Annotated in this window: 15 protein-coding genes; 9 read left to right on the forward strand and 6 right to left on the reverse strand. The window is 64.7% G+C overall.

Going from position 1 to position 20,927, the window contains the following annotated elements; translation table 11 throughout:
• Positions 1 to 264: 264 nt before the first annotated feature.
• The 5 genes from ACO06P_RS00160 (at position 265) to ACO06P_RS00180 (ending at position 6,922) form a co-directional block, all read left to right on the forward strand.
• Complete coding sequence (locus tag ACO06P_RS00160) at positions 265 to 3,318, forward strand: molybdopterin oxidoreductase family protein (RefSeq protein WP_420347997.1); 3,054 nt, start codon at positions 265 to 267, stop codon at positions 3,316 to 3,318.
• A complete protein-coding gene (locus tag ACO06P_RS00165; protein WP_420347998.1) occupies positions 3,315 to 4,067 on the forward strand; it encodes a 4Fe-4S dicluster domain-containing protein in 753 nt (250 codons plus the stop codon). The genes ACO06P_RS00160 and ACO06P_RS00165 overlap by 4 nt, the downstream gene beginning before the upstream one ends.
• A gap of 39 nt (positions 4,068 to 4,106) precedes the next feature.
• Positions 4,107 to 5,057 (forward strand): dimethyl sulfoxide reductase anchor subunit family protein, encoded by a 951-nt coding sequence (locus ACO06P_RS00170; protein WP_420347999.1) that lies wholly within the window; start codon positions 4,107 to 4,109, stop codon positions 5,055 to 5,057.
• 184 nt (positions 5,058 to 5,241) lie between these two features.
• Positions 5,242 to 6,162: a sulfite exporter TauE/SafE family protein gene (locus ACO06P_RS00175; protein ID WP_420348000.1), complete on the forward strand. Its 921-nt coding sequence runs from the start codon at positions 5,242 to 5,244 to the stop codon at positions 6,160 to 6,162.
• Positions 6,163 to 6,178: 16 nt separating this feature from the next.
• The gene (locus ACO06P_RS00180; protein ID WP_420348001.1) at positions 6,179 to 6,922 is read left to right on the forward strand and encodes a TIGR02186 family protein; all 744 of its coding nucleotides are present in this window, start codon (positions 6,179 to 6,181) and stop codon (positions 6,920 to 6,922) included.
• Between the two features lie 45 nt (positions 6,923 to 6,967).
• On the opposite strand, the gene mdoH is transcribed toward ACO06P_RS00180, so the two are convergent.
• The 5 genes from mdoH to ACO06P_RS00205 form a co-directional block, all read right to left on the reverse strand.
• A complete protein-coding gene (gene mdoH, locus ACO06P_RS00185; protein WP_420348002.1) occupies positions 6,968 to 9,037 on the reverse strand; it encodes a glucans biosynthesis glucosyltransferase MdoH in 2,070 nt (689 codons plus the stop codon).
• Positions 9,038 to 9,069: 32 nt separating this feature from the next.
• A complete protein-coding gene (locus ACO06P_RS00190) occupies positions 9,070 to 9,609 on the reverse strand; it encodes a hypothetical protein (RefSeq protein ID WP_420348003.1) in 540 nt (179 codons plus the stop codon).
• On the reverse strand, positions 9,582 to 11,024 hold the full coding sequence (locus tag ACO06P_RS00195) for a glucan biosynthesis protein (RefSeq protein WP_420348004.1): 1,443 nt from the start codon (positions 11,022 to 11,024) through the stop codon (positions 9,582 to 9,584). Before ACO06P_RS00195 ends, ACO06P_RS00190 begins: the two co-directional genes overlap by 28 nt.
• Before the next feature lie 447 nt (positions 11,025 to 11,471).
• Entirely contained in the window at positions 11,472 to 11,882 is a 411-nt protein-coding gene (locus ACO06P_RS00200) for a PRC-barrel domain-containing protein (protein WP_420348005.1), read from the reverse strand.
• Positions 11,883 to 12,151: 269 nt separating this feature from the next.
• A complete protein-coding gene (locus ACO06P_RS00205) occupies positions 12,152 to 13,192 on the reverse strand; it encodes a DUF481 domain-containing protein (protein ID WP_420348006.1) in 1,041 nt (346 codons plus the stop codon).
• Between the two features lie 496 nt (positions 13,193 to 13,688).
• Between ACO06P_RS00205 and ACO06P_RS00210 the strand changes: the two genes are divergently transcribed.
• Positions 13,689 to 14,033, forward strand: a complete 345-nt coding sequence (locus ACO06P_RS00210; RefSeq protein ID WP_420349720.1) for a hypothetical protein — start codon at positions 13,689 to 13,691, stop codon at positions 14,031 to 14,033.
• Between the two features lie 240 nt (positions 14,034 to 14,273).
• Here ACO06P_RS00210 and ACO06P_RS00215 read toward each other — a convergent pair whose 3' ends face one another.
• Positions 14,274 to 15,239, reverse strand: coding sequence for a patatin-like phospholipase family protein (locus ACO06P_RS00215; RefSeq protein ID WP_420348007.1), 966 nt, complete (start codon positions 15,237 to 15,239; stop codon positions 14,274 to 14,276).
• Positions 15,240 to 15,452: 213 nt separating this feature from the next.
• On the opposite strand from ACO06P_RS00215, the gene ACO06P_RS00220 reads away from it, so the two are divergent.
• The 3 genes from ACO06P_RS00220 to metH are packed head-to-tail and all read left to right on the forward strand — an operon-like array spanning position 15,453 to position 20,892.
• Positions 15,453 to 16,406: an ArsR/SmtB family transcription factor gene (locus ACO06P_RS00220; RefSeq protein ID WP_420348008.1), complete on the forward strand. Its 954-nt coding sequence runs from the start codon at positions 15,453 to 15,455 to the stop codon at positions 16,404 to 16,406.
• 23 nt (positions 16,407 to 16,429) lie between these two features.
• On the forward strand, positions 16,430 to 17,386 hold the full coding sequence (metF, locus tag ACO06P_RS00225) for a methylenetetrahydrofolate reductase [NAD(P)H] (protein ID WP_420348009.1): 957 nt from the start codon (positions 16,430 to 16,432) through the stop codon (positions 17,384 to 17,386).
• Positions 17,383 to 20,892, forward strand: a complete 3,510-nt coding sequence (gene metH / locus ACO06P_RS00230; protein WP_420348010.1) for a methionine synthase — start codon at positions 17,383 to 17,385, stop codon at positions 20,890 to 20,892. Before metF ends, metH begins: the two co-directional genes overlap by 4 nt.
• The last annotated feature ends 35 nt before the right edge of the window (positions 20,893 to 20,927 follow it).

Here is a 20,927-nt window from a genome sequence, read left to right on the forward strand (position 1 = left end):
CTGGCGGGCGCTCCAGCCAAAGCTAGTCCAGGCACGAAGAATCGATGGGGCCAAGGGCCAAAAAACCCCGGAATCCTGTTATCTTGCGGTGGCTTCTGGGCTAGAAGCGAAGAGCGACACAAAGACGCCGCGGTCCGCTACACCGTGGCAGACGCCGTACTTTTGTCCGATTCCGATGAGCGCAACCCCGCCGGTTTCCAAGGCGGCTCCCATAGCGGCGCGGCAGTTCGCAGAGGCGATTGCTCGCAAAGACGAGAAGGATTGATGGTCAGCAGCCCGTTCGAGACACCGAAGGAGCACGTCGAGACCTCGCCCTCCGTCGCCGATGAAGTCAAGCAGACCACCTGCTACATGTGCGCCTGCCGCTGTGGCATCAACGTCTATCTGAAAGACGGCAAGGTTCGCTACCTGGAAGGCAACGCCGACCATCCCGTCAACAAAGGCGTGCTCTGCGCCAAGGGGTCCGCCGGCATCATGCAGCACAACTCGCCGGCGCGGCTCAGCAAACCGCTGCTGCGCGTGGGCGAGCGCGGTAGCGGCGAGTTCAAGGAAATCGAGTGGGAAGAGGCGCTGGCGCTGGCGGTCGACTGGCTGGGCACGGTGCGCCGGCGCGACCCGAAGAAGCTCGCCTTCTTTACCGGGCGCGACCAGAGCCAGTCGCTGACCGGCTGGTGGGCGGCCCAATTCGGCACACCGAACTTCGCGGCCCATGGCGGGTTCTGTTCGGTCAACATGGCCGCCGCGGGGCTCTACACCATCGGCGGGTCCTTCTGGGAGTTCGGCGAGCCGGACTGGGAACACACCCGCTACTTCATGCTGTTCGGCGTTGCCGAGGATCATGATTCCAACCCGATCAAGGCGGGGCTCGGCCGGATGAAGACTCTGGGTCAGGCGAAGTTCGTCTCCATCAATCCGGTGAAGACAGGCTATTCGGCGATCGCCGACGAGTGGATCGGCCTCAGGCCCGGCACCGACGGCCTCTTCGTCATGGCGCTGATCCACGAGTTGCTGAAGGCGGAGAAGATCGATTGGGATTTTCTCGGGCGCTACACCAATGCGACCTGGCTGGTGGTCGACAATCCCGGCGGCGCGGACGACGGACTCTTCGCCCGCAACGCCGAAGGGGCCGCACTGTGCTGGGACTCTGCCAGCGGTGCGGCGGTTCCGGCCAGCGACATCGCTGCCAAGGCCGCTGTCGTGGGCCGCTATACACTGGCGGACGGCCGGACGGCCGTCCCTTCCTTCGAGTTGCTGGCGAAGCGCTATCTTGACGCATCCTATGCGCCGGAGGCGGTGGCGGAGCGCGTAGGCATCCCGGCGGACACCATCAAACGGATCGCCGCCGAGCTGGCGGAAGCGGCCTTCGAGAAAGAGGTGGTGCTCGACATCCCCTGGACCGACTGGGCGGGGCGTCACCACGACCGCATGGTGGGACGCCCGGTCTCCATGCATGCCATGCGCGGCATCTCGGCCCACTCCAACGGCTTTCACACCTGCCGTGCCATCCACCTGCTGCAGGTTCTGCTGGGGTCCATCGATTGTCCCGGCGGTTTCGGCTACAAGGCCCCGTTCCCGAAGCTGATCCCGCCGAGCCCCTTGCCCGCCGGCAAGTCGGTCGCGCCGGAGCGGCCCATCGCGGGCATGCCGCTGGGCTTTCCGCTCGGCCCCGACGATCTGCTGGTGGACGATGCGGGCGAGCCCTTGCGCATCGACAAGGCCTACAGCTGGCAGCATCCCCTGGCCGCCCACGGCCTGATGCACATGGTGATCCACAACGCCTGGGCGGGCGATCCCTATCCGGTCGATGTCCTGATGATGTACATGGCGAACATGGGGTGGAACTCCTCCATGAACGTCACCGGGACGCTGGACTATCTGACCGACAAGGATCCAGAGACCGGCGACTACAGGATTCCGCGCATCATCTATTCCGACGCCTATTACTCGGAGATGGTGCCCTATGCGGACCTGGTGCTGCCGGACACCACCTATCTGGAGCGCTGGGACTGCATCTCGCTGCTCGACCGGCCGATCAGCTCGGCCCACGGTCCCGGCGATGCCATCCGCCAGCCGGTCTGCAAGCCGGATCGGGACGTCCGGCCGTTTCAGGACGTGCTGATCGATCTTGGCGGACGCCTCGGACTGCCCGGGCTCACGGAAGAGGACGGCAGCCCGAAGTATCCCGGTGGCTATCCCGACTACATCGTCAACCACGAGCGTTCGCCCGGCATCGGCCCGCTGGCCGGCTGGCGCGGCGCAGGCGGGGAGCAGAACGGGGTCGGCGCGCCCAATCCGGACCAGTTGCAGCGCTATATCGAGAACGGCTGCTTCTGGACCCATCGTCTGGCCCCCACGCAGCTTTACTTCAAGCATTCCAATCGCAACTACATCACCTACGCCAAGCAGATGGGCTGGCTGCCGACCGAAGAGCCCATCACCATGCAGCTCTACAGCGAGATCCTGCAGAAGTTCCGCCTGGCGGCGCGCGGCCACGGAAAGGTTCAGCCGCCGGAAAGCGAACGGGCCCGGGTGGAGGAGTTTTTCGACCCTCTGCCCTACTGGTACGCGCCCTTCGAGGAGGCCGCCGTCGAGGGTCAGGGCTACGACCTCCACGCCATCACCCAGCGTCCCATGCACATGTATCACTCCTGGGGCTCGCAGAACGCCTGGCTGCGGCAGATCACGGCCCGCAACCGGCTCTTCGTGCATCCCAAGACGGCGGAGCGTCACGGCATCGCCAATGACGACTGGGTCTGGGTGATCAGCCATCACGGGCGGGTCAAAGGCCAGGTGCAGCTGATGCACGGAGTCAATCCCGAGACCGTTTGGACCTGGAATGCGATCGGGAAGCGCCGTGGCGCCTGGGCGCTGGATGCCGATGCGCCGGAGAACAAGCGTGGCTTTCTTCTGAACCACATCATCTCTGAGCTGCTGCCGGCCCGCGAGGGCGGTCACCGCTACTCCAACTCGGACCCCGTGACGGGCCAGGCGGCCTGGTACGATCTGCGCGTCCGGCTGGAGCGCTGTGCGCCGGACGAGGCCGAGGTGACCGAACCCTACCTGGAGCCCGTGCAGGCGCCGGCGCCGACCGGCGAGCGGCCGTCGGTGCTGCGCTACGGCGCGGATTTCAATGAAGCTCCGCCGGGGGCGCCCGGCCCCTCGGCGCCACGCCTGGAGCCGATGGAGTGGCTCGGCAATCGCCACGAGATCGCCCGCACGGTCGCCGGAGTTGCGGACGGTCACGGCAACCAGAAACGCGGGCAGGAAGCGGCCGAGCCGGACGCGGACACCGCCCACCAGGTGAAGGTCGCCGAATGACCTCCTTACCCCGCAACCCCGGCCCTACGAAACTGGGCCTCGTCATCGACCTGGACATCTGCGTCGGCTGTCATGCCTGTGCGGTGAACTGCAAGGAGTGGAACACCGGTGGCCACTCTGCGCCGCTGACCGACCACGATCCCTATGGCGCCGACCCCAGCGGCGTGTGGTTCAACCGCATTCACAGCTTCGAAGTGGTGGCGGACGACGGCGACAGCCGCACGGTCCACTTCCCGAAATCCTGCCTGCATTGCGACGATGCCCCCTGCGTGACCGTCTGTCCCACCGGTGCCTCCTACAAGCGCGAGGAGGATGGGATCGTTCTGGTCAATGCGGAGGCCTGCATCGGCTGCAAGCTCTGTTCCTGGGCCTGTCCCTACGGAGCCCGCGAGTACGACGAGGACGCCGGGGTGATGAAGAAGTGCACCCTCTGCGTCGACAAGATCTACAACGAGAACCTGCCGGAGCGCAGCCGCGTGCCGGCCTGCGTGTCCACCTGTCCCGCCGGGGCGCGCCACTTCGGCGACCTGGGCGACCCGGAGTCGGAGGTCTCGTTGCTGGTCGCGGCCCGGGAGGGTTACGCCCTGATGCCGGAGCAGGGCTGCGCACCGGTCAACCGCTACCTGCCGCCGCGCCCGAAGGCGGCTGCCGCCGATCCCTCTGGTGTGACCGCCCTGACCCCTGCTGCCGCAGAGGCGGGGTCGGCCGGGATGCTGGCCCGCTGGGTCGACCGGATGCTCAGCCGATGAGCGCGGACCGGACGACCGAAAGCTGAGGAGAAGGCCCGCGTGCACCCGGCAAAGTCGGTTATCCTGTTCACCACCGCGTCTGGCGCAGGCTATGGCCTGATCGCCTGGCTCGGCCTGCTCGCGGCTCTTGGCCTGCTGCCGGCCGACCGGGTGTTCGGCCTGATCGCCTTCGGCCTCGGGTTTGGCCTGGTGATCCTCGGCCTGCTGTCGTCGACCTTCCACCTCGGCCATCCCGAACGGGCCTGGCGCGCCCTCAGCCAGTGGCGGTCGTCGTGGTTGTCGCGCGAAGGCGTGGCGGCGGTCTTCACCTTTCTGCCGGCGGGCCTGTTTGCCCTTGGCTGGGTGGTTCTGGGCCGCAACGACGGCGCCTTCGCCGTCATCGGGGTGATCACCGCACTGAGCTGCGTGGCCACGGTCGTCTGCACGGCCATGATCTACGCTTCGCTGAAAACCATCCGGGCCTGGCATTCGCCCTGGACCCTGCCGGCCTACCTTGTCATGGCCGCGCTCTCCGGCGGGCTGCTGCTGCTGGTCATGCTGGGCTTCTGGGGACTTCCCTTGGCAGGCCCCTTCGCGGGGATCGTGCTGCTGTTCTTTATGCTCGCGCTTCTGGTGAAGCACGTCTACTGGCGCTCGTTGTTGGACACACAAGGCGCCAGCACGGCGGAGTCGGCGACCGGGCTCGGCGAGCTTGGCCGGGTCCAACTGCTGGAGGCACCGCACAGCGAGAGCAACTACCTGATGCAGGAAATGGGATTCCGGGTTGCCCGCCGACACGCCGAGCGTTTGAGGCGGTTCGTGCTCTTTGGCGGCCTCGCCGCCCCTTCGGTGCTGGTGCTTCTCGGCCTTCTGGTGTCCGGCCCCTTTGCGGTGGCGGCGGCGGTCGTGGCGGCCCTGCTGCTGGCGGCCGGGCTGGCCGTCGAGCGCTGGCTCTTTTTCGCCGAGGCCAAACACGTGGTCACACTTTACTACGGAGAGAGCCGCGCCTGAGGGGGAGGGGCTTCGAAACAGGGGCCGGGAAGCGTGGACCCGGATTTGGAGTGCCGGAAATCGGGGTTCCGGAGATCTCCCGGTGGCATTTCGAAACGATTTCGTTGCGATGCACCATCGACGGAATATAAGCTGATCCATCTTGGGCCGGTCCCAGGAAAGGGGCCTCTAGAAAGCCGATTTGATGAATATTTATCTGCCCATCGCAGAGATTTCTGTGAATGTCTTTTTGCTGTTGGGCATGGGCGGGGCAGTCGGCTTTCTCTCCGGTCTTTTCGGTGTCGGCGGCGGGTTTCTGATGACCCCGCTGCTGATCTTCATCGGCGTACCCCCGGCGGTCGCCGTCGCCACCGAAGCCAACCAGATCATGGCCGCCTCGGTGTCCGGCGTGCTGGCGCACTGGCGCCGGGGCAACGTGGACTTCCGCATGGGCGGCGTGCTGCTCTTCGGCGGCACCCTGGGGTCGGTGTTCGGCGTCTGGCTGTTCACACTGCTGCGCGGCCTCGGCCAGCTGGATCTGGTGATCTCGCTCTGCTACGTCGTGCTGCTCGGCGTGGTGGGAACGCTGATGTTCGTCGAAAGCAGCCGCGCCCTCTTTCGGCGCCGCCGCCAGGTCGACGTGCGCCGCAAGCTGCACCAGCACCACTGGATGCACGGCCTGCCGCTCAAGATGCGGTTCCGCAAGTCCAAGCTCTATATCTCGGCGCTGCTGCCGATCCTGATCGGCTTCGTGGTCGGTGTGCTGGCAGCCATCATGGGTGTCGGTGGCGGCTTCATCATGGTCCCCGCCATGATCTATCTGCTGGGCATGCCGACCTCCGTGGTGGTCGGAACCTCGTTGTTCCAGATCATCTTCGTGACCGGCACCGTCACCTTCCTCCAGGCGACCGAGAATCAGACCGTCGATGCCATCCTGGCCCTGATCCTGCTGACCGGGGGCGTCATCGGGGCGCAGATCGGCACCCGGGTCGGCACCCGGCTGCGGGGGGAACAGCTGCGGGTCCTGCTGGCGCTGCTGGTGCTGGCCGTTTGCGGCAAGCTCGCCTACGATCTGGTGGCGACGCCGAGCGATGTCTTCATCCTCGGCGCGCCGGGCGAACTCTGACAGGGGGAGCTGTGAGATGAAGCTGAAGCGCGTGCTCCTGACCCTTGCTTTCTTCGCTCTGGCCATGCCGAGCGCAGCGCAGAATCCCCTGATCGCCGACCTCTCAGAGCATCAGATCCAGATCACCACCGGCTTTACCGGGACCCAGGTGCTGCTCTTCGGCACCGTGGAGCCGGACAGCGACGTGGTGGTCGTGGTGCGCGGGCCGGAGGAGGATACGGCCGTGTGGCGCAAGGCGCGCTTTGCCGGGATCTGGGTGAATGACCAAAGGGTCGTCTTCCGCCGGGTGCCGAGTTTCTTCGCCGTGCGAAGCTCCGCACCCCTGGACGAGATCGCCAGCGACACCATTCGGGCCCGTCACGGCATGGGGGCCAACTTCCTGCGGTTGCGGCCGATCGAGGACACGGTCTCCGATTTCGAACTTGCGGAGTTCCGCGCCGGTCTGATCCGCAACAAGCAGCGGGAAGGCCTTTTTGCCTCAAGCGACGAGCGGATCAACTTTCTCGGCGGACAGCTCTTTCGGACCCGCCTGTTCTTTCCCGCAAACGTGCCGACGGGGTTTTATGACGTCGAGGTCTTCATGCTGCGCGACGGCAGGGTCGAGCACGCCCAGACCACCCCCTTGATCGTCAGCAAGGCCGGCCTGGGCGCAGACGTCTTTTACTTCGCTCACGGCTACTCGGCCTTCTATGGCCTGCTGGCGATTGTGCTGGCCGCGGCAGCCGGCGCCCTGGCGGCCTTCATCTTCCGTAAGACCTGAACCAGGCCGCAGAGGCCGCCGGCCGGAGCGGTCCGGCCCGGACGGTCAGGCTCTCTTGCCGGCGGCCGCGTTCTGACCCAGGGACAGCGGGCCCTCCTCGCTGCTCTGCCAGGCGAGGGCGTGCAGGGCGGTCATGCTGGCCGGGTCCGAGAGCAGGTCGCTGCGCTGCCCTCTTGTCAGGCTGTCGACTCCCTGTTCCTGCAGCTTGGCGATCAGCGCATCCAGGCGCAGCCGCTCGCTCTTGGTGCGGCTTTCCCGTGCCAGAAGGGTCAGGTGCAGCGCGTTCACGAAGGGATCGGCGATCGCTTTCTCGAAGAGTGTGCCGCCGCGTGGCGCTGGCTGACCGTCTCGTTCCATGGCAGCCAGGCGTTGGCTGAGGTCTTCAAGCACGGCCGGAGGATCGCTCTCGCAAGGGGTGAGAAACAGTCCCCAGCGCCTGAAGGTGCGGCCCAGATCGACCCGGCTGGTCAGCCGTGACAGCGGGATCGCCAGCAGCGGACCGGCGAGGACCGGCGTCAGCCAGGGAAAGAAGTCGGGCAGGTAGTGCCAGCTGGCCCAGCCGGCGATGGCAGCGACAAGGGTGTGGCTGAGATGCACCGCCCCGGCTTCGGCCCAGGACGTTTCCCCGTCGTCGCGCTTCTGTGCGGCCCAACGAACCGAGCGGCCAGCCAGAATCGAAACGACGAAGCCCAACTGAAACAGCATCAGGATGGGCGCCAGCAGAATTGAGGTCAGGCTCTCCAGCAACAGGCTGAGCCCGGCCCTGACGCCGCCGCCGTGCGCGATTAGTCGCCGCCGGTCGAGAAACAGGGTCAGGTACCCGAAGATCTTCGGCAGATAGAGGATCGAAAGGGTGATCACCAGAAGGGTCGCGGCTTCGAAAGCATAGGAGACCGGCCAGTTGGGGAAGAGGTCGCCCTCCATGAAGTAGCTGTGTTCGGTCTGCGCCTGGCGCAGGGCCTCCAGGCCCGACAGGACCAGCAGAAGGAACCAGAAGACCGAGGAGAGGTAGGCCATGATCCCCATGGCGAGGTGCAGCCGGCTGAGTGGGCGCAGCCCCTCGGCGAAGAGAACACGCAGATGCTGAAGGTTGCCCTGGCACCAGCGGCGGTCGCGTTTGGCGTGGTCGATGAGGGTCGGCGGCGGTTCCTCGAAGCTGCCGGAGAGATCGTCGGCCAGCCAGACCTCCCAGCCGGCGCGCCTCAGCAGCGCCGCCTCGACAAAGTCGTGGCTGAGGATCTCGCCGCCGAAGGGCTCCCTGCCGGGCAGCGTCGGCAGGCCGCAGTGCGCCATGAAGGGCGCCACGCGGATGATCGCGTTGTGGCCCCAGTAATTGGCGCTGTCCTGAAACCAGAAGCTCAGTCCCGTCGCATAGATGGGGCCGAAAACGCTGGCCGCGAACTGCTGGCTGCGGGCGAAAAACGACTCTCGAAGGACCGGGGTCGGCGGCACCTGTATCAGTCCCACCTTCGGGTTGGCGTCCATGCGCCGCACGAGACTGACGAGGCAGTGGCCGGACATGACGCTGTCGGCGTCCAGCACCACCATATAGTCGTAGCGATAGCCCCAGGACTGGCAGAACTCGGCGATGTTGCCGCTCTTGCGCGCCAGGTTCTTTGGCCGGTGGCGGTAGAAGACGGGCAGCCTGCCGGCGAACTCCCGGCTCAGCCGGCTCCAGGCAAGCTCTTCGGCGAGCCAGATTTCGGGGTCAGTGCTGTCGGAGAGAATGAACAGTTCGAAGCGATCGCCATGCCCGGCGCGGAGCAGCGAGGTGAGTGTCGCCTGCAGCCCAGCGACGACCCGTTGCGGGTCTTCGTTATAGATCGGCATCACCAGGGCGATCCGCGATGCCTCGTGTTTTTCGCTTGTGGACGGAGCGACCGGACGGTCTGCCAGGCGATGCCCCGGTCGGCCCAGGATGTGGAGCACGAAGCCGGCCAGCGACAGCCAGAACGCCGTGGTGATCCAAGCGAAGAGGAGGCCGAACAGCGCGAGGATCCCCAACTCGAGCACCGATATGCCCTGGCCCGCCAGGATGGTTCCGAGCACGAGAACGGCCGCTGCGGTCGCAGAGGCGACCAGCAGCAGCAGAATCATTCGCCGCATCTTTGGCATGCGTAAAGCTCCTCGCCTTCGACGTCAGGTCGCTAGGGAATCAGAATGACCGCCAGGCAGGACAGGCTGACGACGAAGTTCTGCGCCGGTCGCCAGGTCGAGGGGTCGAAAAGCCGGGAGAAGCTGGGGCTGCGGACCGTGAGTTCCTGGTCGGGCATGGCCCGATAGTGCCGGGGCGGCGTGCCCCAATCGGCCGTACGGCCCAGGGCTTCGGCTTGCTGTATGCCGCTGCGCTCATGCGCGCTGAAAACCTCGGCAAGTCGCCCGCGGCAACTCAACTGCGGCTCGCCGCCGGTATCGATCTCGTGGCGTTCCGCCAGCAGCCGGTCGACGATGGCGATCATCTGAGACCATGCCGGCTTCTTGTCCAGGTCGCACTGACTGACCAGGATTTCGCTGGCCTTGCCGATCAGGGCGGCCCGCTCCGTTGCGTCGCCGACCCCGGCGGCCGAGAGATAGTGATCGAGCCTGCACAGCACCTGCGCGCGGACCAGGTTTCTGCAATCGCCGGAGGGCACGGTTTCTCCGGCTTCTTCGGCCGTGTTCAACTGCGCTTCCAAAGGTAACTCCATGTTTCACTCAGAGCGTGGTCTTGGTCTTTCAGAAAGGCGCGGAGCTCAATGGACTCCTCCTCGCCGGGGTCGAGTTCAAACAGGGCAAGCCAGGTTCCCGTGGCATCGCTCTTGCGCCCGCGCGACTCCAGAATCTGGCCGGAGGACGCCGAGACCACCAGTTCGACCGTACCGTCATCGGGAATCTCGGCCAGGGTTCCGCCCCCGAACTCCACAGCGAAGCGCCGGCGCCCGGGTTCGCTGCCGGCGCCTTCGCGGGTCTGAAGGGTGCGGCCGGTGTTCGGGAAGTCGTTGAAAGCGCTGGCAAAGCGCAGGCGGTAGCGGAACGGCCATTCCTGCCCGGGTTCCACGGCGCGCTCGGGCACCCAGAGCAACGCGATGTTGTCGTAGCGTTCGGCATCGCTCGGAATTTCAATGAGCTGCACAACACCGCTGCCCCAATCGCCCTGGGGTTCGATCCAGGCGCTCGGGCGGCGCTCGTAGTTCAGATCCAGATCCTGATAGCTGCGGGCATTGCGGTCGCGCTGCATTAGCCCAAAGCCACGCGGGCTTTCGTTCTGGAAGGAACTGATCTGCAACTCGCTGCGGTTCGTCAGGGGCCGCCAGATCCACTCGCCGTTGTTGCCGGCCATAAGCAGGCCGTCGGAGTCATGGACTTCCGGGCGCAGGTCGTCTCTCGGCGGCGTCGAGTTTTCTCCGTAGAGGAACATCGATGTCAGGGGCGCGATGCCAAGCTTCTGTAAGGCCTGTCGGGTGAACACGCTGGCCCGCACCTGCATCACCGACTCGATGCCCGGAATCAGGACAAAGTGGTAAGCCCCCGTGAGGCTGGCACTGTCGAGCAGCGCAAAGATATGGATGGACTGGTCATCAGGCCGCGGCTTCTGGATCCAGAACTCCCGGAAGTAGGGGAACTCCTCCCTCTTGGGCAGGCCCGTATCGATGGCAAGGCCGCGTGCCGACAGGCCGAAGTGCTGACCCGACGCGAGCACCCGGAAGTAACTGGCGCCCAGGAACACAGCGACCTCGTCGAGATGGTCGCTTCGGTTCAGGGGATGAAGCAGGCGAAACCCGGCGAAGCCGAGATCCTCGGGCGTGCCTTCCAGAGGGCTGTCCGCATAGTCGAAGAGCGTCGGCGAATAGGGGATCGCAGCGATCTGCTCTTCGTCGATGATGTTGATCTTCACGGTCTGGCGAAAGTACGAGCCGCGATGAAAGAGCTGCATCTGAAAGGGAAGGGCCTCGTCGCGCCAGATCGTCGCCTCCGGGCGGAAGCGGATCGCGTGAAACTGCGCCGGCGTCAACTCGGCGAGATTCTGGGGCAGACGATCGGCATCGCCGGGCACCATGGGCTCCGATGCCAGCCGGGCGGCCGCGCCGCGCAGTTTCTCGAAGTCGAAAGGGCTGTCGGGCATCGCCCGATCCCATTGGCCCGCAGCCAACGCGCTCGGAAAGCCCGCCCACTGGGTGAGACCGAGACTGCCCAGACCGATTCCTGTAAGGAAACGTCGCCGATCAACCGTCTGAAATGACACGCCTTCCTCTCATACCGAGTGGCTCCGGACCTTGCGATCTGCCCTTCAAACGGCCGGGATATCCCTTAGCGGGGTGGATGGGTCCGATCACAGGCTTCCTGCCCTGCGTCCTGGCTCCGCAGAGATCTACATTTAGAGACCCGTCGACCCCTGGCAGTATTCCACAGGTTGAAAGGTGCCACTTAAAGTTACTTTGCTATGGTTTTGAAATGTCGGCCTTACTGGCCGGATTGCATCGATCAATCGGGTATAGACGGCGGTAATGTCGCCGCGGAAGAGTCAAGGAAGTGGCATTTCGCCAGCACCGGTGCGCGTTCATAGACCTTGTCAGTTCAGATCGCCGATGGAGACCCCGGACTGGTCGGTCTCGTAGGGTCGGCGTTCGGCAACTTCTTCGGCAGTAAGCTTTCGCGTACGCAGCAGCCGGGCACCGGCGTCGTATTCGAGCTCGCGCCATTCGATAGCGACCGGCTTGCCGCCGATGCCGAGAAAGCCGCCTTGAGAAACCAGGACCAATCTCAGTTTGGTGGTGCGCCGATCGAGGATCACGTCGTCGACCTCGCCCAGCAGTTCGTTGTCTCGGTCCCAAATACTCATGCCCTTGATGTCGCGCGCTGTCGTGACATCCGGGCTGTCGGCCGGGTTTGCAGGTGACGTAGCCGGCGCCTGCGTGCTGGGCGTCGTTGGCGCTGATTGGGCGTTAACGTTGCCGCCCTGCAGGGACACTGCCAGCAGCATCACCGCAGCGCCTATCGCCAAGATGCCCGGCCCGCGGCTGGACGAACTGCGACCGATCATACTGCGACCGGGCATGTTGCAGCAGGGCACATTGCGACCGCGCGGACTACGGCCGGGCGGATTGCGGCCGGAGAGAAAGCGGCCTGAAGGAACAGGATTCATGGGGCCTCCAGGGTCGGAAGTTTTCGGAGCCGTTGGCCTCTACTGTTCCGACGCGAAGGGGGCGGAATTATTCCGCGGCAGGCGCCGCGAAGGCAAAGTACGCTTCGTTAGAAGCCGTAGACCAGCGAGGCTTTGGTCGTGGTGTCCAGCTTGTCGGTGTCCTCTGGCACGGGGCTGCGGTACTGGGCGGAGAACGAGAAGCGTCCGGCCAGGCTCTCGATAATCTGGAGGGTGAGGCTGGTTTCGTTTTCGACCTCGCTGCGGTCGCTGTCCAGGCGCACCTCGGTTTCGTTGGCCAGCTTGGCGGTGTCCGAGATCTGCCATGTCAGGTCGCTGTTGAGCCGCGCGCCCGGAACGGCTTCGGTCTCGCCTGCGGCTTCTTCGCGGAACACCCGCACGCTTGGACCGGCGGCCAGAACCCAGCTCAGCCGCTCTTCGTCGATGACCTTGCTGCCGAGACCTGCCGACGCGGTGATCTCGTAGTCGAAGCCGCTGAAGCGATCGTCCTCGTAGTGGGCGAGGCTGTAGACGAAGGTACGCTCGGTCAGGTCGTAGTTGAGTTGGTACTCGGCCTCGATCGCCTGCTCTTCGGTTGCCAGGCGTGTCTCCAGGTAGTCGAAGGATCCACTCAGTATATGCCGCCAGGGCGCCACCTCGTAGATGACCTCGGCGCTGGCCGAAACGCCCAGATTCTCTGTGTTTCCGCTGCGTGCGACCCCACCCAGTTCCGCTTCGCCGGACCATGGGCTTTTCTCCTCGCGGGGCGTTTCGCCGGGCGCCGTAGGCTCTTGCCGGGCCACGGCGGAGGCGTTTGCGGCGTCCGCTGGAACGGCCGCCACGAACAGGCTCTCGCCCTCGGTGGTGGCGCCTTTCAGAGGTGGATCATAGAGCGCTCCCAGCAGCAGTTCCGCAGCCCAGTCGGATCGCAAGCGGATGGCGTGACGCAGGATTGCGCGACTGTGTTCGGGCGCAGCGGCGATGGCGGTCCGGAGCGTGCTCTGGAACTCCGCAATGTCGTTGCCGGTGGCCGACTCGATGATCGCTGTCTGCAGGTCGTCCGGGATTGGCTGTTCGGATGCGCACGCGGTGGTGAATGCGCCAAGCGAGCCGAAGAGGATCAACGCAAGAGGCAGTTGTCTGGTCAACATGGCTCGTGACTATAGGTGCGTGGCTTGAACGCCTGCTGTGTCTGATCTGTGTTGGGCTCTTGAGCTGTATTGGACCGTATCTGTGCCGGCTCGACAGCGCGGAAAGCAAAGGTCGACTCCGCAGAGGCGGTCACTGCCTTCCGGCAACGCCGCAGACGACGAAACCGGTGTCCGCTCACGGCGGTTCAGGCGCGGTCGATCCGCCATCGGTAAGCTTCGTTAACGCGTCTGGAACGACTTTACAGTCATCGGTCGCAGAGCTTTCTACAGTGGCTGGTAATTGCCTTCGTGCTGCGTACAACGGCAACACAGTCGAGTGGCTTGACAAGTTCATCACCGCGACAGCGACCGTCTCTTCATCGCCACAGTGAAAGGTTTTTGCATTCTGTTGCTTGAACACTGCTTCTCTTTTCTTGTCACTGCTTGACCAAAGAGGCACAATTCGCCGCGCGGGGTGGCATCACCGGATTCGTTCTGACGTTAGGGGATTAGACAATTGGCAACTACCAAGACTGCAAAGAGGCCGGCGAAGAAGAAGGCGCCGGCCAAACGCGCGGCGGCTAAAAAGTCGACCGCCCGGAAGACTGCGCGTAAGACGACGCGCAAAACCACAGCCAAGAAGAAGGTGGCTAAGAAGAAGGTAGCCAAGCGGCCAGCGGCGAAAAAGAAGGTCGCCAAGAAGAAGGTCGCTAAGAAGAAGGTTGCCAGGAAAAAGGTAGCCAAGCGGCCAGCCGCGAAGAAGAAAGTCGCGAAGAAAAAGGTCGCTAAAAAGAAGACTGCAAAGAAGAAAACCGCAGCGAAAAGAAAGCCAGCCGCGCGGAGAAAAGCGGCAAAAAAGTAAGCTAAATCATAACCTTACAACCTCGCGCCGAAACGGCGGTCCGCCGCCTTCGCTAACTAAGCCGGTAAGAGTTATGGTGAGAACGGCGATCGCTTCGACAAGCGGTCGCCGTTTTCTTTTGGGCTTTCAGGAGCGCATGGAGGGAGCGTTTCAAGCCGCTCGCCACACATGCCTCACGCGGCGCTATCGCAGAACAGCGGAAGCGGCTTTGGGCACTGAAAGCTTCGAAGGTGGATGCGCTCACGTGCCGTTGTCGTAGGGCTCGCGACCGAAGATCGAGATAGCATCGTGCAGGTCGGGAAGAACACGCTCTACCGACTCCTCTCCCTCGGTGATGATCTCATCGGCGCGGTCGAATTCGAAGAGCCCGATGTTTCCGAGTCGCGGGGTAATGTGCACGTCGGGAGGTTCGCCAGCCAAACGTGAACGCGAAATTCTGTCCTGAACGATCCCCAAAGCGGAGATCATGACTCCGAACATGCTGGGCTGACTCGGCTCGCGTCTGAAGATGCGACTCGCCAGAGCGCCGATTCGCGACTTGGCCGTCACTGCACCACTGGCCTGTATCTCGCTCAAAAGGTCGAAGCCGGCAACCGTCGGTACGTCCGCGCCGGCACGACGCTCCTTGCCGATGATGTCGGCGTTCAGATTGACCGCGATCACCATCTGCGCTCCCAAAGCGCGACAGACCGAGACCGGCACCGGATTGACCAGCGCACCGTCGACGAGCCATCGGCGATCATGCTGCATCGGCTCGAAGATGCCCGGCAGCGAGAAGGAGGTGCGCATGGCATCGACCATGTCACCTTTGCGCAGCCAGACTTCATGACCGGTCACCAGGTCGGTCGCAACGGCGACGAAGGGTGTGCCGAGTTCCTCGATCTTCATCTCGCCAAGTTCATGGCGCATGGCATCGACAAGATGACGTCCACCCAACATGCCGCCGTTGCGCACGCGGAAGTCGATGTAGGAGATCATGCGGACCTTGGTGAGGGAGCGGGCCCAGGCTTCGAGCGCGTCGGCCTTGCCGGCCAGATGGATCCCTCCGACGACGGCGCCGATCGACGTGCCGGCGATCACGTCCGGTTCGATGCCGTAGCGGCTCAATGCGCGAAGGACGCCGAGGTGCGCCCAGCCGCGTGCGACCCCGCTCCCCAGAGCGAGGCCAATCTTCGGTCGCCATTGCGGTTCGCTTACCTGGACCATGGTTAATCATATAAGGCCTTCACTTAAGCGAATCATAATCACCCCGTGGCGAGGCAGCCGTGAGCAGAAGAGGTCAAAGCCGGGATTGAGGCGGTACCGCCAAGGGGCGGTGGCCGCCGGGCGATCCAACCTGCGCCCTTGACATAACGATATCTTTATATCTTTATGATGGTATCTCCCAGGCGGGAACGAGGAAGGGGCCGGGGTAGGGCGATGGAGAGACTGCTCACAGCGATGAAGGCGGCCGCGGAGCCAACGCGCCTGCGGCTGCTGGTGCTTTGCGCTCATGGCGATCTGACGGTTTCGAACCTGGTCCAGATCCTCGGCCAGAGCCAGCCGCGTGTGTCGCGGCATCTCAGGCTGTTGACCGAGGCCGGCCTGCTGGACCGCAACCGCGAAGGTTCGTGGGTCTATTACCGTCTCTCTCAACAGGGGCCGGGAGCAGCGCTTGCCCAGACCCTCGTCGACTCGGTGCCGGATGCCGACACGACCGTGCGCGGCGACCTCGCCCGCCTTGAGCAGCTGATGAAGGAACGCGCGCAGCGGGCGGAGGACTACTTCAAGCGCGTGGCTGCGCGTTGGGACGAGCTCCGCGCACTTTATGTCCGCGACGACGAAGTCGAAGCGCTGCTTCAGCGGATGGTAGGCCGGGAAAAGGTCTCCGACCTTTTGGATGTCGGAACAGGGACGGGCCGGATCCTTGAGATTATGGCGCCGCAGGTCGATCGGGCCGTCGGGATCGATCTTTCCGCTGACATGCTGATGATTGCCCGCTCCAAGCTCGAACGCGCGCGGTTGCGCAACTGTGTGGTCCGCAAGGGCGATATGTATCACCTGCCGGTTGCGTCGGGCAGCTTCGATGCCGTGACCATTCATCAGGTGCTGCACTATGCCGAGCGCCCGGCCGAGGCCATCGAAGAAGCCGCGCGTGTGCTGCGGCCGGACGGCCGTCTCTTCATCGTCGACTTCAAGGCGCACGCGCTGGACTACCTGCGCGACCAGCATGAACACCGTTGGCTCGGTTTCGATGACGAGCGCATCGAGGGCTGGTTGGAAGAGGCCGGCCTGGAGCCGGTCGATCACGAGGAACTGAAAGGCGATCCACTCACCATTTCGATCTGGACCGCGCGCTGCGGGCAGAACGAGGTGCAGGCGACCGCCGCCTAGGCACTTCAGGACGAAGGACGATCATGGCTGACGCGAGACATATCATGGGACCGGCAGGCGGCGACGATGGCGAAAGCTGTGGTCCCGGACCACGGTTTTCCTTTGAGTTCTTCCCGCCGTCCTCCCCCCTCGCTGAAGAGCGTTTCTGGCGAGCGCTGAAGGATCTCGAGGCGCTCGAACCGCGCTTCGTGTCGATGACCTATGGCGCCGGCGGAACCACGCAGGAGCGTACGATCCGCGCTGTCGAGCGGATCCTGAACGAGACCGATGTTGTCTGTGCGGCGCACCTCACCTGTGTGGGTGCCAGCCGTGCCGAGATCGATGCCCTGGCCGAGCGCTACTGGGCCGCCGGGGTGCGCCGGATCGTGGCCTTGCGGGGCGACCCGCCAAAGGACAGCAGGGATTTCAGGCCGCACCCGCAGGGCTATGCTTTTGCCGCCGACCTCGTTGCCGGACTGCGCCGCGTCGCCGACTTCGACATCTCTGTTGCCGCCTATCCCGAAGTGCACCCCGAGGCACTGACGGCCCAGGCCGACCTCGACAACCTGAAACGCAAGCTGGATGCCGGCGCGCGCAGGGCCATCACGCAGTTTTTCTTCGACCCGGACGACTATCTCCGCTTCCTGGACCGCGCCCATGCCGCCGGCATCACGGCGCCGATCATCCCGGGTATCCTGCCGATCGTTAACTTCCAGCGGACCCTGCAAATCGCCAAGGCCTGCAAGGCGGCGGTGCCGGCCTGGCTGGTCCGGCTCTTTGAGGGGCTTGAGGAAAACGCGGAGGTGCGAAACCCGGTCGCCGTCTCCGTGGCCGCGGAGCTCTGCCGCTATCTTGTCGCCCGGGGCGTTGAGGAGTTTCACATCTATACGCTGAACCGTGCCGATCTGACGGCTGCCGTCTGCCGTCTGCTGCTCTCCGACGCGGCCGGCCGCGAACCGACAGAAGCCCCGAGGCCCCTTGCTGTCGGAGGACTGCGGTGAGCAAGTTCTACGATCAGCTCACGCAGCGCGTCCTGCTCTGCGACGGCGGCATGGGCAGCCGCGTGCAGGCGATGGACCTTTCCATCGAGGGGGACTATTGGGGGCAGGAGAACTGCACCGAGGTTCTGAACCTCTCGCGCCCCGATATCGTGCGGGAGATTCACCGCGGCTACTTCGAAGCCGGCGCCGACATGGTCGAGACCAACAGCTTCGGCGGCTCCCCCATCACCCTTGGCGAGTTCGGTCTGCAGGACCGTGCCGTGGAGATCAACCAGCGCGCGGCCGAGCTTGCCCGCGAGGCATCGGAGCTCTTTGCCGCCGACGGGCGTGACCGCTTCGTGGTCGGCTCTGTCGGGCCGGGCACGCGCCTGCCGTCGCTGGGCCACATTGACTACGACAGCCTGGAGCAGGCCTTCGCCACCCAGTGCGACGGCCTGATCGCGGGCGGCGTCGACGCGGTTCTGATCGAGACCTGCCAGGACACGCTGCAGGTGAAAGCCGCCGTCAATGGCGCGAAGGCCGCGCGGGCCAGGGCGGGCAAGCCGGACCTGCCGGTTATGGTTCAGGTGACGGTGGAAACCACCGGGACCCTTCTCGTCGGCGCCGACATTGCTGCGGCCGCAACGGTGCTGAAGGCCCTCGACGTTTCGGTGGCCGGCCTCAACTGCGCCACCGGGCCGCAGGAAATGGCGCCCCATCTGGAATGGCTGGCGGAAAACTGGGCCGGCCCGATCTCGGTCCAGCCCAACGCCGGCCTGCCGGAACTGGTGGACGGCAAGACGTCCTATCCCCTGCAGCCCCAGGAACTGGCCGGCTGGCTGGAACGCTTCCTGCAGGAGGACGGCGTGAACCTGATCGGCGGCTGCTGCGGCACCACCACCGATCACATCGCCGCCCTGGATGCGATGCTGCGCCGCCGCGCCGGCGAAGAGTCCAAGCTTGCGATCCGCCCGGTGCCGAAGCCGAGAAAGTCCTTCTGGGTTCCGTCCCTGGCTTCACTCTATGGCCAGATTTCTCTGCGCCAGGAAAACGCCTATCTTTCCATCGGCGAACGCTGCAATGCCAACGGCAGCAAGAAGTTCCGGGAGCTGCAGGAGACGGCCGACTGGGACGGCTGCGTGGCCATGGGGGTGGAGCAGGCCAAGGAAGGCTCCCACGCCATCGATGTCTGCACCGCCTTTGTCGGCCGCGACGAGACCGCCGAGATGAACGAGGTCGTGGGCCGCATGCGTGGCTCGGTGACCGCGCCGCTGGTCATCGATTCCACCGAGCTGCCGGTGCTCGAAGCGGCGATGAAACTCTACGGCGGTAAGCCGGTTCTCAACTCCATCAACTTCGAGGACGGCGAAGAGCCGGCGGCAAAGCGGCTTGAGCTGGCGCGGCGCTTCGGCTCTGCGGTGATCGCCCTTACCATCGATGAAGAGGGCATGGCCAAGGAGGCGGATCAAAAGGTCGCGGTTGCCAAGCGCCTGCACGACTTTGCCTGCATAAAGCATGGCCTGCCGGCCAGCGATCTGATCATCGATCCGCTGACCTTCACCATCTGCACCGGCAATGAAGACGACCGCAAACTGGGTGTCTGGACCCTGGAGGCCATCGAAGGCATCGCCCGCGAACTGCCGGACTGTCAGATCCTGCTGGGCCTCTCCAACATCTCCTTTGGCCTCAATGCCGCCGCGCGCCACGTGTTGAATTCGGTCTTCTTGGATCACGCCATCAAGCGCGGCCTGACCGCTGCCATCGTGCATGTCAGCAAGATCATGCCTCTGCACAAGATTCCCGAGGCAGAGGTGAAGGCGGCGGAAGACCTGATCTTCGACCGACGGAGGGAGGATTACGACCCCCTTCAGGCCTTCATCGGGCTCTTCGAGGGGCGCTCGGCCGTCGCCAGCGAGAAGAAGGCGCGCGCCGAAGATGTGGAGACGCGTCTGAAGGACCGTATCATCGACGGCGACCGCAAGGGTCTGGAAGACGATCTGGACGAGGCTATGGCCAAGCATCCGCCCCTGGACATCATCAACGTCCACCTGCTGGACGGTATGAAGGTCGTGGGCGAACTCTTTGGCGCCGGCAAGATGCAGCTTCCCTTCGTGCTGCAGTCCGCCGAGACCATGAAAGCCGCCGTGCGCTTCCTTGAGCCGCACATGGAGAAGGTCGAGGGCCAGGAGAAGGGCACCATCGTTCTGGCCACGGTGAAGGGCGATGTTCACGACATCGGCAAGAACCTGGTCGATATCATCCTCACCAACAACGGCTACAAGGTTGTGAACCTGGGCATCAAGCAGCCCATCGACAACATCCTGGCGGCCGTGGTCGAACACGAGGCCGATGCGGTGGGCATGTCCGGTCTGCTGGTGAAGTCGACAGTGGTGATGCGTGAGAACCTGGAGCGGATGACCCGCGAGAAGGTCTCTGTCCCGGTGATGCTGGGCGGCGCCGCGCTCACCCGCAACTATGTGGAGCAGGACTGTGCGGCGGCCTATGCCACTGGCCAGGTGGCCTATGCCCGCGACGCCTTCGACGGCCTGTCGCTGATGGACAAGGTGGTGAACGGCAACTTTGCCGCCCACGTCAGCGAGCGCACGGAAAAGCGGCAGCCGCGCTCCAACAAGACCAAACGGGTTCTGGGACAGGCGACACGGGCCGATCAGCGCCCTGTGGACCTGGAAGAGACCCGCCTGCGCCGGGGGGAACTGGCCGAAGGCGTGGAGGTTCCGGAGCCGCCGTTCTGGGGGCCGCGGGTGCTGGCGCGGGTACCGCTGGATGCCCTGGTGCCCTTCCTGAACGACCGCATGCTCTACCAGTTTCAGTGGGGCTTTCGGAAGAACGGCCGTTCACTGGGGGATTACATGAAGTGGGCGCGGCGCGAACTGCGCCCGACCCTGAAACGCATGCTCGACGTCTCCAAGCAGCAGGACATCCTGGTACCCCAGGCGGTTTACGGCTACTGGCCGGCCAACGCTGAGGGCAATGACGTGATCGTCTTCGATCCCGAGGAGCGGGACCGGGAGGTGGCGCGCTTCACCCTGCCGCGCCAGGCCCGCGCAGGCGGGCTCTGCATCGCCGACTTCCTGCGCGACGTCGAAAGCGGGGAACGGGATGTCCTGGGCCTGCAGGTCGTCACCGTCGGGCAGAACGCCTCCGACGTGGCGCGCGACTGGTTCAATGACGACCGCTATCAGGACTACCTCTACCTGCACGGCCTGGGCGTCGAAATGGCCGAGGCCCTGGCCGAATACCTGCACAAGCGCATCCGCGCGGAACTGGGCTTCGGCCACGAGGACGCCCGCGACATGGAGGTCATGCTGAGCCAGGGCTATCGCGGCTCGCGCTACTCCTTCGGCTATCCGGCCTGCCCCAACCTGGAGGACCAGGAGCAGCTCCTGGCGCTTCTGAATGCCGAGGAGATCGGCATCGTGATGTCCGACGAGCACCAGCTTCACCCCGAGCAGTCGACCTCGGCCATCGTCCTGCACCATCCGCAGGCGAAGTACTTCTCGGTCTAGCCCCGGCGTACTCCGTCCGAGAAAGGCTGTCCCAG

This window comes from Pelagibius sp. (assembly GCF_965227505.1).
Classification (GTDB): domain Bacteria; phylum Pseudomonadota; class Alphaproteobacteria; order Kiloniellales; family Kiloniellaceae; genus Pelagibius.